This is a genomic window from Pseudomonas sp. Pseusp9 (assembly GCF_059491265.1).
This window is the reverse complement of the sequence record NZ_CP168500.1, coordinates 3,550,899-3,568,289: the sequence shown is the minus strand read 5'-3', so window position 1 is coordinate 3,568,289 and position 17,391 is coordinate 3,550,899. Positions and strand designations below refer to the sequence as shown.

Genomic DNA, 17,391 nt, shown 5'->3' with positions numbered 1-17,391 from the left:
GGGAGTCTGAGGCGGGTCCTGATGGCAAATCCGGGGGTAGTAACCTGAAGTCAAGAAGAGCGAAACGGTCGCGTCAAGCAGATGGCCGATAAGTGGTAATGGTTTAAGTGCCTGATTTATGACGTGTCTCTAAGTTCTTGTTTGTTCGTCGCAGCGTCAAAAAAAAACCGGGATAGAGTGGTTTTCGATCCTCACCACTTCACCCGGACCCCCACGTTACCGAATGTCCCCCGTTGCTGGGTGCTGTCGATATTGCTGCTGTAGTCGACGCCGGCATACACACTGACGGATGCCGCGACGCTCAGCACCATCCCGATACCGAGGTCGGCGGACGAGGTTCGTTGTCGGGTTTCAATTTGATCGACATGGTCAAAGGTAACGGTGTCGGTACCGGTGAAGGTGTGCCAGATGTTGGCCCGCAGATACGGCTCCAGCGGCCGGCCGCCGACTTCGTAGCGACCTTTGAGGCGCGCGCCGACGCGGCCGGTCCAGGCGCTGTCGGAATCGAACGAGACATGGGAGATGCCGTCGTCCTGACTGTCGAGTCTGACCTTCTGGTAAATCGCCTGGGCCTGGGGTTCGATCACCCAGTTGCCGGCCACCGCGATCGGGTATCCGACCTCTGCCGATAAGGTCGTGACGTGACCGTCATTGTCGATTTTCAGGCCGCTTTGCGAGTGGTTGTCACCGTTGAGCCAGGTGTGCATGGCCACGGTATCGAGATAGGCGCCGGCAGGATCGGTCAGGGTCCAGTAAACGCCGAGACTGTCGCCTTGCAATTCGACCTTGCCGGAGCGTTTGCCTTCGAAGCCCTCGTTGAAACCATCGACATCGCCTTGCAGGCGGCTGTGGCCGACAAAAAAACCACTGCGTTGGGTTTGTCCACTCGCCAGCTGCGAACTGAACAGGTCATTGCCGACCTGGAAGCCATTGAGCGAACCGTCCAGTCTTGGCGTGACGGTGCCGGCCCAGGTCTGCTCGAGGTTCTTGCCGTAGACCCGGCCCCAACCAGCGCCCAAGGCCCCGGTTTCTGTCAGCAGGCGCTGATCGCCTTGTCGGTCATGGAAGGTGCCCAGCGCCGTCAGGCTCAATTGTGCGGCGGCGGGTGGCACCACCGACCAGGTGGGAACTGCTTCGCGGTACAGCGGGATCGGTGCCGCGCCCGGGACAGCGGCGGGTAATACCGGGGCTTCGACTGTTACAACCCCGGGAACTCCGGGAACTTCGGGAACCCCCGGAACCCCGGAAACCGTAACAACCGGGGCGGCCACCGGTACTGCCACCAAAGGCACCAGCGTCGGCGGCAAGGCGGGATCAGGGTTGGCGACGGCGACCAATGGCGGCGCCACAACCGAGGAGCGCAAGTACCAACTGTTTTCGCTGCCCGGTGTGATACCGCCTTTGAACAGGCGGTAATCGAAGGCACCGACCGACACAGGGGCTTTCAGGGCGAACGCGCTGTTGTCGCTGACGGCCGTGCCCTGGGCCTGGACCAACTGGATGCCGTTCTGCTGCGTCAGCGCGCCTGCGCCACCGATGTTGCTGACCGCAATCAGGGTATTGCCGGTCAGCGTCCCATTGTTCACCACCAGTTTGTCACTGGGGGAGCTGTCATCGCCCACTGCGCTTTGCAACAACAGCTGACCGCCGTTGCCCGCGTAATTACCCTCGACAGTCAGTGTGTCATTGGTGCGCGAGTTACCACGGGTGAGATCGATAACCCCGCCGTTGTTCAAGGTTGCGAGTCGGCCTGCGGTCAATGGCGTGATGCTGCCTTGCACCGAGGTCAGCGTACTGCTGCCATCGATACTCAATACGCCCGTGCCGCTGGTGCTGTCCCCCAGTTGAAAGTTGCCATCCAGATCGAAGCGCGAGCCGTTGCCCAGGTTTACGGTTTCCCAGTTGACGTACCGGGGGGCGCCCGATGTGGTGGTGTGATCGAAGGTCAGCAGGTCATTGCCGGTACCGCCATCGATACTCGGAGTCAGTGCGAGGGTGCTTTCGGCCAGGTTGCGCAAGACGGCGCGGTCGTCGCCCGCCTGCAGGAGGATTGGCGAGCGGATGATCCCGCCGCCGTCCCAGAGCAAAGTGTCATCGCCGTTGCCGGTGCGGATCTCGCCAACGATTTCCCCACCCGTGACCGTGATGCTGTCGTTACCGTTGCTGACACTGATATTGCCGCCGATTCGGCCGCCGGAAATGATGATGGTGTCGGTACCCAAACCCGTCACCAGATTGCCGAGAATCTGCCCACCGGACATATCGAAAATATTGTTATCGAGTTTCATGTCGACGCGGCCAATGGTGCCGCCGGTCATTCTGGCGACGTCGCCATCCTCGAAGGCGCCGACGATGGTGCCACCGGTCATCAGGAACGTGTCGCGCCCATCCCCTTGGGCCAGGGACTGAATGGTCCCGCCCGACATGACGAAGTGATCGATGCCATTACCCTGGCTGACCGCCCCGGTGACTTGCCCGGCGCTGATCGTGAAGGTGTCCGCTCCGTCGCCCTGATCCACGGTGCCGGCCACGGTGCCGGAAGCCATGTTCACAGTGTCGGCGCCGGCGCCGAAGGTCACGTTGCCGTTGATCCTGCCGGTGCCATTGGCGGGGAAGGTCAGGGTGTTATTGCCCGCCAGATCGCTCAGCGGGCCGCTGGTGGCGCTGTCGCAGACAAAGTTGTCATTGCCGGCGGTGGGGATGAGTGTGCAGGCGGCGTAGACGGGTTGAGGCCAGTTTGCACACAGCCAGATCGAGAACAGGCAGGCACCATGACGGTACCTGGACAGATCTGTCGAAAACTCCATGTTGCCTCCGCGACGGGATCAACTTCCGTTCCCGGGGCCACCATGAGTGGCCAGGAAACTGACGTAATCGGCAGCGCGAGTTGCAAGGCAGCATCGGAAAAACAACGACCCGCGAATACCTTCAGCAACCAAGGCGCTACGCCTGTGGTGCCAGCCCTGCAGACATCCGTCAGGGCATCACCAACGTAGCAGTCATTGATTCAACGTGGCTACTGTCAGAAATAACAGGTAGGGAACGATTTTTCGGTATTTCTCACGGACTGGCCGCGATTCAGAGGTGCACTTCCACCGCCAACGGCAAATGGTCGGAAAGGTGCGTCCACGGCTTGTGCCCGAGTATTTTCGGCTCATGGCTGCTGGCGTTGCGCAGGTAGACACGATCGAGTCGCAACAGGGGAAACCGCGCGGGGTAGGTCTTGGCCGGACGACCATGGTGGCGTTCGAACGCTTCGTGCAAGTCATCGCGGCGGGCCAGGGTGGCATTGCCTTGCATCTGCCAGTCGTTGAAGTCACCGGCTATGATCACCGGCGCCTGCTCAGGCAGGGACTCAAGCAGCTGGCAGAGCAACTGCAATTGCAACTGACGATGGCTTTCCAGCAGGCTGAGGTGCACGCAGATGGCATGGACTTCCCTATGCCCCGGCACGTCCAGCACGCAGTGCAGCAAGCCGCGACGTTCCGGGCCGGTGATGGAAACATCCAGGTTTCGGTACTCGCGGATAGGGTATTTCGACAGCAGGGCATTGCCGTGATGACTGTCGGGATAGACAGCATTGCGCCCATAGGCGAAGTCGCTCCACATGCTGTCGGCCAGGAATTCATATTGCGAGGTTTGTGGCCAATCGTTGTAGCGGGCAGCGTGGCGGTCGTGCTCGCCGACGACCTCTTGCAGAAACACCAGGTCTGCCGAGGTACTGCGCACCGCTTCACGCAACTCGGGGAGGATGAAGCGCCGGTTGAGTGCGGTAAATCCCTTGTGGGTGTTGACCGTCAGCACGCGAAGCCGATGAATGGCCGGAGGCGTGTTCAATGGCATGGATTCGGCTTCCTGGCGTTTTGAATGACTGGCCACATGCACTCCTCTGATTCAGGGTTGCTCATGTATGCGACTGATGCGACGGCAGGCAGTTCAGTCTGATGGATAGCGTTTTCAAACCAGCACGATTTCATAGGGCAATCGGATGCGTTCCAGCAGCGTGCGGGGCAGCAACGGCGCAAGGCCGATGGCCGGTTCGCCGCCGAGTTGGCTGGCATAGGCGTGGATCGCGTGGCTCTTGCGGGCGACGGTCCAGGTGTCGAGGCGCACCTTGCGTGCACGATGCCAGGGAATCAGCTCCCGATCCCGCGCCGGCCAGTGCCAGGCCCAGAACGGTACGTCGTTATAGGTTGCCCCTGCGTTGGCCGCCGCCCTGGCGCTGGCGCGACCAACCGTGTCGTGGTCGGCGTTGCCGTCCTTGCGCCAGGTGCTGAGCACCACATCACCGGGGCGCAGGTAACGCGTGATGAATCGGGTGATCTGTTCCTCGTGTTCCACCAGGGCGTTGTCGGTAAACCCGCCCCGTATCCACTTCAGGCTGTGCACCGGCAACCCGAGTCGGCGTATGGCTTCGACGCTTTCCTGGGGACGGAATACGCTGAGGCGTTTTTCCGACCACTGCACAGAGCCCGGATGGCTGGCGCTGCCGTCGGTGATTGAGATCAATTGCAGTGGGTGGCCCAGGTTGCTGAGCAATTGCAGCAGGCCGCCACAGGTCACGACTTCATCGCCGGGGTGCGGGGCAATGAGCACCACGCGTGCGCCAACGGGTACCAGGGATTGGGGGTTTATGACAGGAATGCTGTCCAGTTGCGGGGCACTGTTCCAGATCTGCGATGGCAGGCTGGTTTCACTGGCGGAAACGGATTTCATGGGTATTACGTCCTTGTTCTGCTTCGCCTTCAGTCATGCGCGATCCAGCCCCGGCAGACCCGTGAGGGCTCGTTGATAACAATGAGCGACAAGCCAAACCCTGAATTGCCGCGAATCGAGTATTGCTCATGTAACGCTATTCGTCGCGTCTGACTGCGCATTGCGAGCAGTCATGAGCCGAAAATACTCGGGCACAAACTATGAACTTACCTTTCTGACCATTTGCCGTTGGCGGCGGAAGTGAATTTTCAAGCCGTCAGATCTGTTAGTTCTTACAGTATTCAGTTCTCCTACTGACAGGCATGCTGGGCTCCGGGCATTGGGCAGGTAGCGAAGTACCACGATGATTTACCGGGCGCTTCACCACAGGGGCACGCCAACAATAACGGTTACAGACGGACGTGGTTTGGCCGTGCGCGAGGTAGCGTACTGCCGACAGCAGGTGGAGCAGCCCGTTGACACCCGGGTCAGCCGTCAAGTATTCGACCCTGCGGCACGGCTGGTGGCGCATTGGGATCCGCGCCTCTGGGGCAACGCCCCCGCACCTAACCTCGCGATGATCTTTAGCCTTTCGGACCAGACGCTCTTGAGTGACAGTGTCGATGCCGGTTGGCTGTTGAGTTTGTCGAATGACGCTCAATCCATTCTGTGTCGTTGGGACAGTCGTGGCACTTGGCTTCACTCAGAATTCGATCGGCTACAGCGACTAGCTGCCATCCGTGAAAAGTTGGCCGATGAACCCTCTCGAGTCATCGAGCGATTTAGCTACGGTATAGCCAGCCATGAATGTGCGGCACACAACCAATGCGGCCAACTGATACGCCACGATGATGGGGCCGGCAGCCAGCACTTGCGCGAGTTTGCCGTTAACAGCGAAATACTGGTTGAAACCCGGCAGTTTCTCGGCAGCCTCGATACACCGGACTGGCCGCTCGACCTTCAAATGCGCGAGGCATTGCTGGAAGATGGCGAGGCTTATGTTTCCACCCGACGTTACTCCGCCGCCGGCGATTCACAAAGCCAGACCGATGCCAAAGGCAACTGCCGGAAATTTGCTTATTCGGTATCCGGTCAGCTCAAGGAAGCCCGGTTGCAGCTAGCAAGCGCCAGGCAAGAACCTCGTCTATTGGTCAGCGACATTCAATACAACGCCGCCGGACAGATCGACAGCGAAACTGCTGGCAATGGCGTGCTTACCCGCGTTTTTTATGCCGCCGACGATGGACGTCCGGTAAGGCTGGTGAGTGTCGTACCTGGCAACCCTCCACTCCAGGATCTGCAATACCGCTACGATCCAGTCGGCAACATCCTTCACCTGGAAGACACGGCACAGTCCGTTGTTTTTTTCAAAAATCAGCGGGTCGAGCCGATCAACCGTTATCGTTACGACAGCCTTTACCAACTGATCGAAGCCAGTGGTAGACAAGTAATGCCTCCCAATTACGGCCCCGCACTCCCGGCATTGCTGCCCACCCCGCTGGACCCGAATCAACTGGCCCATTACACACAAACCTTCGACTACGATGTTGCCGGCAATCTGCTCACCCGCCACCATAGCGGCGCACCGACCTTCAGCATGAAAACCTCCCGCACCAGCAACCGCAGCCTTGTACAACATGAGGACGGTGCACGGCTCGACGAGGAAGACGTCGCCAAGGGGTTTGATCCCCGTGGCAATCAACGACAACTACAGCAGGGACAGCATCTCTACTGGGACGGTTGTCAGCAGTTGACTGAGGTCACGATGGTCAAGCGCGAGGACGGGGCTGATGACCATGAGCGCTACATTTACGGCCTTCGCGGCCAACGCCTGCGCAAGGTGCGCATCACCCGCACGGGCCGTCGCACCTTGCTCGCCGATACTCGTTATTTACTGGGGCTGGAAATTCGCTTCGACGCCGTGCACGGTGAAGAACGACATGTGATTACAGTCGATGCGGGACGGGGCCAGATTCGGATGATGCACTGGCCAGAGCCCCCTCCAAAGGACTTAAAGAATGATCAACTGCGATTCAGCCTCTGCGACCTGCTCGGCTCCTGCACACTGGAGCTGGATGAAAATGCCCGATTGTTGAATCAGGAAGGTTTTTACCCGTTTGGTGGCACGGCGTGGTGGGCTGGCAATAGTGCATTGGAGTCGAAATACAAGGTTCGTCGTTATTCGGCCAAAGAGCGGGATGCCACCGGGCTTTATTACTATGGCCATCGCTATTACGCACCGTGGATGCAACGGTGGCTGAGTCCGGATCCGGCGGGGAATGTGGATGGGCTGAACCGGTATTTGATGGTGAACAATAATCCGGTGGTTTTTATTGATGGGGATGGGTTGAAACGCACCCCCATTGACGAACGGAACTACAAGTCAAAGCTTTCTTTCTTTGATCCTGACTTACAACGTCGTCTTGAATCACTCGATGGAAAATCGAAAAGGCGGATCGACCTGGTAGAGCGTCAATTAATACACAGCCTGAAACCAAGGTATGAAGTCCAGTCAGTCGCAAAGTATGACCCGTCAGTTATCCGGGCAGATAGCTTCACCAACTCATACGAGCGAGATATTTGGACTTTTGAAGATAATTTTCGAAACTCAACAAATTTAGATGGTTCAAAAAAAACCGATTATTTTGCGAGTGACGTCACAGTATTTCAATACACCTTAATGTCAAAAGAGAAAGGCTTTTTCGGACATCTACCCTCGATAATACGAAGGTGGTCTGTGGATAATCGGGAGACTCGCCAGCTCACCAAAGGATTGGAAAATGGGTCAGTGGAGCTGTTGAGTGTTTTCATGGGAAGAACGCAAAATGGAAAGTCGACACAAAAAATTCTGAATGTCTTTGGGCTCAAGGCAGTCAAGATAGAGTTTGCCGATAATACTTATGATATCTATGTGGAGCCCCATTCTGACAGTCACAGCGAATACAATGAGGTGACTTATCTGCAAAGCAAAAATACAATATCTGCAGTTGGTTCGTCTCTATCTGGAACACCAATTACCAATGTGCCTAAACGTTTTCAGGTGTCGATACGGCCTGAGATGATTGAAAAATTCCACATCGATAAATTTTCTTTGCATTGAAAGGGGCTTAATCCTTGACGTCTGTCATATAGGGCGGCAACTTGTCAGAAGGTCAAACTCGACAATGTCGACAGCACCTAATAACGCGGAACTTATTGACGCAACCGTTTCGCTCTTCTCGGCTTCACGTTATACCTGCCGAAATTATCATCAGGACCGGCTTCAGGTTTCCGTATAAATCGGGCAGCACGTGGCGAGCCCTCGTCGCTACTCTTCATCCTCATGCTGCAACTCGAACAGCAGCAGCGAGCGGCCGGTGACCGAGTACTCGTGGCCAAACTCGAAGCGCTCCTGGCCGCGGATCGACGGCTGGTTGGTGTCGATCATGCACGTCCAGAACCCCCCGTCAGGCACTTCCGGCAGCCGGAAATTGACGATGTCGTGATGCGCGTTGACCACCAGCATCAAGGTCGCGTCGGCGCCTTTGCGGCGAATGCCGGTTTCCTGGGCGCGGCCATCGAGCAGCATGCCCAGGCATCGATTGTGCGCATTGTGCCAATGCTCGGTGGTCATTTCCTTACCGTCCGGCGCCAGCCAGGTCACGTCCTTGACGCCGATGTCCTCGTTGTAATTACCCACCAGAAAACGCCCACGGCGCAGGATCGGGTACGTCAGGCGCAACTTGATCAGGCGTTTGACGAACTTGAGCAGGGTCTTGCCGTCTTCGCTGAGGTCCCAGTTGACCCAGCCGATCTCGCTGTCCTGGCAGTACGCATTGTTGTTGCCGTCCTGGGTGCGGGCGAACTCGTCGCCAGCCACCAGCATCGGCGTGCCCTGGGCCAGCAGCAGGGTGGCGAAGAAATTGCGCATCTGCCGATGGCGCAGCGCGTTGATCTCGGGATCGTCGGTGGGGCCTTCGACGCCGTGGTTCCAGGACAGGTTGTTGTTGCTGCCGTCCTGATTGTTCTCGTCGTTGGCTTCGTTGTGCTTGTCGTTGTACGACACCAGGTCGTTGAGGGTGAAGCCGTCATGGGCGGTGACGAAGTTCACTGACGAGTAGGGGCGGCGGCCACGCTGATTGAACATCTCGCCCGAAGCGGTCAGGCGGCTGGCAAAGTCCGCCAGTTGTCCGTCGTCGCCTTTCCAGAAGGCGCGCACGGTGTCACGGAACTTGTCGTTCCACTCGACCCAGCCCGGCGGAAAATTGCCGACCTGATAACCGCCGGGGCCACAGTCCCACGGCTCGGCGATCAATTTGACCTGGCGCAGCACCGGGTCCTGACGGCAGGCGACGAGGAAACTGTGACGCTCGTCGAAACCGTCGTGATAACGCCCGAGAATGGTCGCCAGGTCGAAGCGGAATCCGTCCACGTGCATTTCGGACGCCCAGTAGCGCAGGGAGTCGGTGACCATTTGCAGTACGCAGGGGTGGCTCAGGTCCAGGGTGTTGCCGGTGCCGGAATCGTTGATATAGAAGCGCTTGTCATCCGGTTTCAGGCGGTAGTAGGAGGCATTGTCGATGCCGCGCATGGACAGGGTCGGGCCTTGTTCGTTGCCCTCGGCCGTGTGGTTGTAGACCACGTCGAGAATCACCTCCAGGTTGGCTTCGTGCAGGTGCGCGACCATTTCCTTGAATTCGGCAATCTTGCCACTGGCCAGGTAACGCGGGTCGGGGGCGAAGAACGCAATGCTGTTGTAGCCCCAATAATTGGTCATGCCCTTGTGCAACAAATGCTGGTCGTTGACGAACGCGTGGATCGGCAGCAACTCCACGCTCGACACGCCGAGCTTGCGGATGTGCTCCATCACGTCATCGACCATCAATCCGGCAAAGGTACCACGCACGTTTTCCGCAACCGAGGGATGCCGCATGGTGAAGCCGCGCACATGGGTTTCATAAATGATCGTCTTGTCCCACGGCACGCTGACGCGGTGGTCGTGGCCCCAGGTGTGCGCGGGGTCGATGACCTTGCATTTGGGCACGAAGGGCGCGCTGTCCCGTTCATCGAAACTGAGATCGGCGTCGGGGTGGCCAATGGTGTAGCCGAACAGCGCTTCGGACCATTTCAGTTTGCCGACCAGTTGTTTGGCGTAGGGATCGATCAGCAGTTTGTTTGGGTTGAAGCGGTGGCCATTGGCCGGGTCGTACGGACCATAGACGCGGTAACCATAAATCAGTCCGGGATGAGCGTCGGGCAAGTAGCCGTGATGGATCTCGTCGGTGTATTCGGGCAGTTCGATGCGTTCGAGTTCCACCTCGCCGGTGTCGTCGAACAGGCACAGTTCAACCTTGGTGGCATGGGCGGAAAACAGCGCGAAATTGACGCCCAGTCCGTCCCAGGTGGCACCCAGCGGGAAGGGCAGGCCTTCACGGATTCGTGTGGCTTCGGCACGAGGGGCTGGCGGGGGGGCTTTCTTCGGACTGGTCATAAGTGCTCCTGCAAACTCAAAACCTATGGCGACTGGCACACCGCCATCGCGAGCAGGCTCGCTCCCACATTTATCGGGAACGGGCCTCAAATATTTGAACGACACAGATCCCATGTGGGAGCGAGCCTGCTCGCGATGAGGCCATAAGACTCAACATTCATGGTGACTGTTCACACGCCCTGTCAGGACAACCTCAAACCGCCGGTGGTTTTCGCGGTGCCCGGGGCTTTTTCTCGATGGCCTTTTCTCCCGGCGGGATCACCTTTGAAGCCGCCGCCGGTTTGGCTTTGGTTTTCGGTGCGGCGGTCTTGCCGTTGAGTGTCTTGTCGGGGCTGAGTTTTGCGTCGCCGGTTTTCTTCGGCGCGGCTTTGCTGGCGGCGACTTTCGGAGACTTTTTCGGGGCCAAGGCCTCGGCCTCTGCCAGTTTGCGCGCCATCTCCCAGTGGCGGGCTTCCTGACCTTCGGGTTTTCCTTCGGATTCCCAGATCTGATAAGCGAATTCGCGGATGCGTTTTTCGTCGGTACTCATTGCAATGCTCCTTAACTGAACTCAAGTGCGGGTAGTTTGAAGAATGAGATTGACCGGGAAATCCCCCAGCGCGGCGCTGACCAGCAGCTCCCTGTGTTTTGTGACTGTGATGCCGGAAAAAAGTCCCTTCAGATGTTCGTCAGGGTGGGTGAACGGCAATTTGACCCGGGTGTCGCCCCACAGCGGCGCGCGGATCTGTGGTTCGGCACTGTTTTCCAGCAGTTCGGCACAGCGTATCGGCACAATCACGATGGCGCGTATTCCCTCCCGTTCACGGACAAAGCCCAGTACTCGATGGGCCTCGCTGCCCACCACTTCCAGGGCCTGGTAGGTGCCACGTCGAAACAGCTCGGCATGCTCGGTCCGCAGGCCCAGGGTGCGCGCAATCAAGGCCTGCTTGATGCGCCCGTCACGCCAGTTCGCCAGCAAGTCAGGCAAATCCGCAGGTTGCTGCAGCGCCTGCTGGCGACGGGTGTAATCCACCGGTCGACGGTTGTCCGGATCGACCAGGCTGAAGTCCCAGAAATCGTTGCCCTGATAAAGGTCCGGCACGCCGGGCACTGTCATGCGCAGCAAGGATTGCGCCAAACCGTTGAGCGCCCCGGGGATGGCAATCGAATGGGCAGCTTTGGCGATGGCCGCACGCAACAGTTCACCTTCGGGGCTGAGCAACAAGCGCTGGATGAAGTCCTCGGTCGCTTGCTCGTAAGCGTCATTGGGCGCGCTCCAGCTGCTCTGCAGTTTGGCTTCGCGCAGGGCCTTGCGTTGCCACTGCCAGAGGCGTTTTGCGTAGGCCTCGAGCGCCGGCGGATGATCGATATCGAGGTCCAGCGGCCAACTGCCAAGGGTCGTTTGATACAGGATCAATTCATCGCCCGCCGACGGCGCCTGGTCGTCATTGCGCAACGGCCGGGCGAGGGTGCGCCACAGGCCGATCTGCCCGGCGTACCAGTGGCTGCGTTCGCTCAACACCGCCAGGCGCGCGCGTGAATCTTCGCCACGCTTGTGGTCGTGGGTCGCGCTGGCCAGCAGATTGTCCGGGAAGCTGTCGAGACGCTCGATGCAGGCCTGATGAAAGTCGGCAACTGGCGCACTGAACTGTTCGGTGTTGAACCCCACGTCATTGCGCGAGAGCAGGACTGCCGAACGATAGAACGCGGTGTCTTCCACCGCTTTCGCCGCAGCCGGCGAGGTCAGTTGCTGGAAACGAACGCAAGCATGCTTGAGGCGCTTGCGCTGACGACCGGCCGGGCGTAGCCGCCAGGGCTCACCACCGAGCCAGCCGGCCAGGCAGTCGAGCACCGGCCAGTCTGCCTCGCCCAGGGATTGGCGGGCGCCGGCCATGGCCTGCTGGAAAAACACCTCGTCCTGATCTGACCGGCCGAGGGGGCTGATATAGGTGCGGTACACCGGGAAATGCACGATCAGCGCCTGCAACGCCCGGCGAATGGCGCCGAGGGTCAGGTCGCGGGTCATGAGATTGTCCCGGGCCACTTGCAGCAGGGCCTGGGCGACGCTTTCGAAATCTCCGGCCAGGGAGCCGCTGAGGATTTGCTGGCGGGCCAGCTGAGCTTCTCGGTCGAAATCGGCGGGCCGCTCGCTGTGACGATGCCAGAGTTGGGCCAGTGTCTGCGCGCCCTGTGGATCATGTTGCAGCAGCGACAACTGGTTCATGAATTCGTAGCCGGTGGTGCCATCCACTGACCAGTCGCCAGGCAGGGTTTCGCCTGCGCCGAGGATCTTTTCGACATGGATGGACAAGTGACGGCCCGCGGACAGACTGTCGACCCGGCGCCGCAGCTTTCGGCAGTAGCCCCGCGGGTCGGCAAGGCCGTCGATGTGGTCGATGCGCAATCCGTCGATCAGACCTTCAGCCACCAGCTGGAAGATCTTCGCGTGAGTAGCTTCGAACACGGCGGGACGCTCGACGCGCAGTCCACCGAGTTCATTGATATCAAAGAAGCGCCGCCAGTTGATGTCATCGGCGGCAGTGCGCCAGCTGGCGAGACGATAGCTCTGGCGTTCCAGCAGGTTGTGCAGGCGCTGGAAGCCTTCGCCGGTCACGGAGTCATAGTGTTTGAGGTGTTGCTCGATGGCCTGGGCAATGGCCGGGTCGCTGACCAGATCGCGCAGCTCTGCTTTGAGCGGCATGGCCAGGCTGTGGGCATCGCTCTGGTAACTCAGGGTGCTGAAGCGATCGGCCAGGGATTTGAGTTGTTCGGCCTGTTGCGTATCGAGCGGTGCATCGGTCTTGAGCAGTTCCCCGTAATCGCAGGGGCAAACGGGAAAGCGGTGCTCGTAGTGCTCGACATGGAAGCTGCCGTGCCAGGCATCGAATCGCAAGGGCAGGGTGCCGTCCTGTAACGCGACGCCGTAATCGCTGCCCAGAAACGGCAGGAGCAACTGGCCTTCCATCAGCGGATCGGGAGAGTGCCACTGGATATCGAAAAACTCGCCATAGGGGCTCAGGCGCCCCCACTCCAGCAAATCCAGCCACCAGGGGTTATCACTGCCGCCGACCGCCATGTGGTTGGAGACGATGTCGAGGATCAAACCCATGTTCTGCCCGTGCAAGGCACTGACCAGGCTGCGCAGTGCCGCCTCGCCGCCCAGCTCCGGGTTGACCCGGGTCGGGTCCACCACGTCATAGCCATGCAGGGACCCGGCACGGGCGCGCAACAGCGGGGAGGCATAGACATGGCTGATGCCGAGGCGGGCGAAATACGGCACCAGTGGTACTGCATCTTCCAGGGTGAAGCCATTATGAAATTGCAGGCGCAATGTGGCGCGCAGCGGTCGGGTCGGCACTTGAGTCATCGATCACGCTCGGCCGCCTGCAGCCGTGCACAGGCGAGCAGTTCCAGACGCCGTGCGGCATCCGCCCCATCGAGCAGGGCTTCGCTGTAACCGGTCAAGCGCCGCGACCAGTTCGGGTGAGTGTCGATGGTGCCGGGCAGGTTGGCCTGTTGCTCCACGCCAAGGGCATCTTCCAGCGGCAGCAACACCAACGGCGCCCGGGTATGGCCGAGAAAACGCACGCTGGCATCGAGCACCTGGTCGGTTTCGTGGGACTCTTCGCGAAAGTTCTGCGGGTCCTGGCTCAACGCCCGGCGCAGGCCTTCACGCTCGCGCTCACGGTGCTGGCGCCATTCGATTTCACCGCTGGCATCGACCATGCCGAGCCGGGCGTTCCAGTCGATATCGCGGCCATGCCACCAGCCGTTGAGAGTGGGCAGGTCATGGGTGCTGGTGGTCGCCAGGGCGTTGTCCGGCCAGTCGAGGATCGGCTTGAAGCGATTGTTGTCCTGCTCGAACAGCAATACCCGCATGCCGAGCATCGAGCGGGCGATGAGTTTTTCCCGCAGGCCGTCCGGCACGGTGCCGAGGTCTTCACCAAGAACGATGGCCTGGTGACGATGGGATTCGAGGGTCAACAAGCGCAGCAGGTCGTCCACCGGGTAGTACAGGTAGGCGCCGTCGGCCGGTGGCGAGCCGTTGGGGATCACCCACAAACGCTGCAACCCCATGACGTGATCGATACGCAAGCCACCGCAATGGGCAAAATTGGCCCGCAGCATTTCGATGAAGGCACGGAAACCATTGCGTACCAGTCCTTCAGGGGAGAACGCGGAAATGCCCCAGCCCTGGCCTGCGCGGTTGAGAATGTCCGGTGGCGCACCGACGGTCAGGGCAGCGAGCAGTTCGTCCTGGCGGCTCCAGGCCTGGCTGCCGCCACCATCGGCACCGACGGCCAGATCGGCGATCAGGCCAATGCTCATGCCACTGGCGCGGGCGGCGGCTTGCGCGCGCTCCAGGCAACGAGCGATCAGCCACTGACAGAAAGCAAAGAAACCAATGCGTCCGGCATTCTCTTCGGCAAAGGTCGCCAGTTCGACACTGCGCGGGTTGCGCCAGGGTTCGGGCCACAGTCGCCAGTCGAGGTGTTCACCGCGGGCGGCGCGTGACTCCTGGATGGCTTCGAAGCGACAGTGGTTTTCCAGCGCTTCGCCAGCCGCGTGACGAAAGCTGCTGAAATCTTCGTGCAACGGGTGTTCACCCTGGACGAAGCCTTCATACAGTGCCTGCAACAATCGATGCTTGGCTTCGGCGGCGGCCGGCCAGTCAATCAGCGGGCGTTCTTCCAGCGCTTTGAGTTCAATGGCCAGCCCGGTTGCATCGATAGCGGTACGCAGGGCGCGTTCGCCGAGAATGGTGCCGGGGGCGCAGTAAAGGCTGTTGAGAAACAAACGGCTGGATGGCGAATACGGGCTGTAGCGTTGGGTATCACTGGAAAACATCGCATGCAACGGGCTGATCGCCAGTGCCTCGGCGCCACGTTCACCGGCAACCCGGGCGAGGTCCTCCAGCGCCTGGGTGTCACCAAAACCGCCATCGCCGGGGCGGCGCAATCCATACAATTGCACGCTCAGGCCCCAGGCACGCGGGATCGGGTTATCCACGGCATCGGCCACGCTGTAGCAACGCTCCGGGGCCACGGCGAGGGTGAAGGTTTGTCCGTCGATGTCGACCTGTTGATAGCCGACCGGCACCAGCCCCGGCAGCACCGCTTTGGCGTCCAGCTTGAGGTTGAGCCGCGAACCGTCCTCCAGGTGGATTTCGCAAGGGGTTTGAGGCTCGAAATAGCGCGCCAGGTCCAGGCCGGCTCCGACATCGACGGTCATCAATGGCGGCAAGCGGTGCGTCTGTTGCGCCGCCTGGAGCTCAAGCAGGCTGGCGTCGATTTCCTGGGCACTGCCAGCCGGGTGGCCCAGGCCGGTCAGCACGTTGCGCAACACCGAAGGCGCGACTTTTTGCGGGCGGCCGTTGGCGTCGATCCAGTCGACGGCGAGGCCGGCACGGCTGGCCAGGATTTCCAGTTGCGCATCACTCATGGACGCTCTCCATACGGGGTAGCAAAGGGGGCTGAGGCAGCGAGGCTGACGAGCGCGCAATACGGAGCAAGGGAGCCCTGGTCCAGCAGGCCGGCGCTCTGTGGCGGGTATTCGAACAACCACGTGGCACCGGTGTGTGAGGTGTGGTCTACGGGTTTGTCGCTGAGGTTCAGGTCAATGCGCAGTTGGCTGCCATCGCCCAAACGCCAGGATGCGCTCACCGCGCCTTCGCCCAGCACCGAGCTGCCCAGTGCCTGGGCGCCCGGCAGGCGCGGGATGATGAGCCGATGGCGGACCTGCAGCAGTCGGCAATACAGGTCGTGCATCTCTGATTGGCCGGTCGATGGCAGGACCGGGCGGGATGCTGCAAAGGTCTGCGGATCATTCGGGTCCGGAATGTGTTCGCGTTGAAGCGGATCGGCAAACGCGCCGAACGTGGCGAACTCGTTACGCCGGCCCTCGCGGACCTGCTTTGCCAGTTCGCCACGATGGCTGGTGAAAAACAGGAAGGGTTGTTCCACGGCGAACTCGTCGCCCATGAACAGCAGCGGAATCATCGGCGACAACAGCAGCAACACCGTCGCCGCCCGCAGCGCTTGCGGGTGGGCGAGTTGATGCAGGCGTTCGCCAAAGGCGCGGTTGCCGATCTGGTCATGGTTCTGCAAGAACAGGATGAATGCGCCGGGCGGCAAATGCCCGCTGGGTTCACCGCGGGCCACACCATGGCGGTTGAATTCGCCCTGGAACACGAAACCCTGGCTCAGGCAGCGCGCCAGTTGTTCAGTGGGTTTTTGCGCATAATCGGCGTAATAGGCGTCGGTTTCGCCGGTCAGCAACACATGCAAGGCGTTGTGGCCGTCGTCATTCCATTGGGCGTCGTAACCCTGTTCGAGCAGGCTGGCCTGGTTGTGTTCGTTCTCGACCATCAGCCAGACATGCCGCTCAGGTCCGGTCTGCTGGCGCACCCGCTGCGCCAGTTCCTGGAGGAAGTCCGGGTCTTCGATGGCGTGCACCGCGTCCAGGCGCAAACCGTCGAAACGGTATTCCAGCAGCCACATCAAGGCGTTTTCGATGAAGAAGTCCCGTACTTCGCGTCGACGCAAGTCGATGGCTGCGCCCCACGGCGTATGTTTGTCTTCGCGAAAAAAGTCCCTGGCGTAACGGTGCAGGTAATTGCCGTCCGGGCCGAAGTGGTTGTAGACCACGTCGAGGATCACCGCCAGGCCGTGGCCATGGGCGGTGTCGATCAAGTGTTTGAGCTGCTCGGGTGAACCGTATGAAGCCTGGGGCGCGTAGGGCAGGACGCCGTCATAACCCCAGTTGCGCTCGCCGGGAAATTGCGCGATGGGCATCAGTTCGATCGCGGTGACGCCCAGTTCGACCAGGCGTGCCAGATGCTGCTCGACGGCACTGAAGCCGCCGAGCGCACCGACATGCAATTCGTAGATCACCGCTTCGTTCCACGGCCGTCCCAGCCAGGTACTGTGTTGCCATGCATAGGCCAGCGGATCGACCACCACGCTGTGTCGGTCGATATCGCCGGCCTGGGCACGGGAGGCGGGGTCGGGCACCTCCAGTTCGCCATCGATGCTGTAGCGGTAACGCGTACCCGCCGGGCAGCGGGTGTTGCTCACGAACCAGCCATCGGCCTGGGGCAGCAACGGCAAGGACTGTCCATTTTCCAGTTCGACACTGACGTAAAACGCATCTGGCGCCCACAACGCGAATCGCGTGTGCTCAGCGTCCAGCATGATTGCGCCGTGGGGCCAGGTCTCAAGGGTCCGTAACGGCATCTTGAAAGCCTC

9 protein-coding genes are annotated in these 17,391 nt (G+C 60.3%); 1 reads left to right on the top strand and 8 read right to left on the bottom strand.

Translation table 11 applies throughout. The features are described from left to right. Window positions 1-191: 191 nt before the first annotated feature. The 3 genes from ACEN8E_RS15980 to ACEN8E_RS15970 form a co-directional block, all read right to left on the bottom strand. Window positions 192-2,807, bottom strand: a complete 2,616-nt coding sequence (locus tag ACEN8E_RS15980; RefSeq protein WP_495588919.1) for an autotransporter family protein — start codon at window positions 2,805-2,807, stop codon at window positions 192-194. A gap of 271 nt (window positions 2,808-3,078) precedes the next feature. Continuing rightward, window positions 3,079-3,843, bottom strand: coding sequence for an endonuclease/exonuclease/phosphatase family protein (locus ACEN8E_RS15975; protein ID WP_495593337.1), 765 nt, complete (start codon window positions 3,841-3,843; stop codon window positions 3,079-3,081). 114 nt (window positions 3,844-3,957) lie between these two features. After that, a complete protein-coding gene (locus tag ACEN8E_RS15970; protein WP_495588918.1) occupies window positions 3,958-4,716 on the bottom strand; it encodes a PIG-L deacetylase family protein in 759 nt (252 codons plus the stop codon). A 412-nt stretch (window positions 4,717-5,128) separates the two neighbouring features. Between ACEN8E_RS15970 and ACEN8E_RS15965 the strand changes: the two genes are divergently transcribed. Then, on the top strand, window positions 5,129-7,795 hold the full coding sequence (locus ACEN8E_RS15965; RefSeq protein ID WP_495593336.1) for an RHS repeat domain-containing protein: 2,667 nt from the start codon (window positions 5,129-5,131) through the stop codon (window positions 7,793-7,795). Window positions 7,796-8,002: 207 nt separating this feature from the next. On the opposite strand, the gene glgX is transcribed toward ACEN8E_RS15965, so the two are convergent. The 5 genes from glgX to treZ form a co-directional block, all read right to left on the bottom strand. Then, window positions 8,003-10,165, bottom strand: a complete 2,163-nt coding sequence (gene glgX / locus ACEN8E_RS15960; protein ID WP_495588917.1) for a glycogen debranching protein GlgX — start codon at window positions 10,163-10,165, stop codon at window positions 8,003-8,005. Between the two features lie 193 nt (window positions 10,166-10,358). Further along, complete coding sequence (locus ACEN8E_RS15955; protein WP_495588916.1) at window positions 10,359-10,694, bottom strand: DUF2934 domain-containing protein; 336 nt, start codon at window positions 10,692-10,694, stop codon at window positions 10,359-10,361. Window positions 10,695-10,715: 21 nt separating this feature from the next. Further along, window positions 10,716-13,511 (bottom strand): malto-oligosyltrehalose synthase, encoded by a 2,796-nt coding sequence (locus ACEN8E_RS15950; RefSeq protein WP_495588915.1) that lies wholly within the window; start codon window positions 13,509-13,511, stop codon window positions 10,716-10,718. After that, window positions 13,508-15,586 (bottom strand): 4-alpha-glucanotransferase, encoded by a 2,079-nt coding sequence (gene malQ / locus ACEN8E_RS15945; RefSeq protein ID WP_495588914.1) that lies wholly within the window; start codon window positions 15,584-15,586, stop codon window positions 13,508-13,510. The genes ACEN8E_RS15950 and malQ overlap by 4 nt, the downstream gene beginning before the upstream one ends. Continuing rightward, a complete protein-coding gene (gene treZ / locus ACEN8E_RS15940; protein WP_495588913.1) occupies window positions 15,583-17,379 on the bottom strand; it encodes a malto-oligosyltrehalose trehalohydrolase in 1,797 nt (598 codons plus the stop codon). The genes malQ and treZ overlap by 4 nt, the downstream gene beginning before the upstream one ends. Window positions 17,380-17,391 lie beyond the last annotated feature (12 nt).

Coding starts and splice junctions, on each gene's coding strand:
- malQ (WP_495588914.1), bottom strand. CDS start 15,586: ATGAGTGATGCGCAACTGGAAATCCTGGCCAGCCGTGCCGGCCTCGCC.
- ACEN8E_RS15975 (WP_495593337.1), bottom strand. CDS start 3,843: ATGCCATTGAACACGCCTCCGGCCATTCATCGGCTTCGCGTGCTGACG.
- treZ (WP_495588913.1), bottom strand. CDS start 17,379: ATGCCGTTACGGACCCTTGAGACCTGGCCCCACGGCGCAATCATGCTG.
- ACEN8E_RS15980 (WP_495588919.1), bottom strand. CDS start 2,807: ATGGAGTTTTCGACAGATCTGTCCAGGTACCGTCATGGTGCCTGCCTG.
- ACEN8E_RS15970 (WP_495588918.1), bottom strand. CDS start 4,716: ATGAAATCCGTTTCCGCCAGTGAAACCAGCCTGCCATCGCAGATCTGG.
- ACEN8E_RS15950 (WP_495588915.1), bottom strand. CDS start 13,511: ATGACTCAAGTGCCGACCCGACCGCTGCGCGCCACATTGCGCCTGCAA.
- ACEN8E_RS15955 (WP_495588916.1), bottom strand. CDS start 10,694: ATGAGTACCGACGAAAAACGCATCCGCGAATTCGCTTATCAGATCTGG.
- glgX (WP_495588917.1), bottom strand. CDS start 10,165: ATGACCAGTCCGAAGAAAGCCCCCCCGCCAGCCCCTCGTGCCGAAGCC.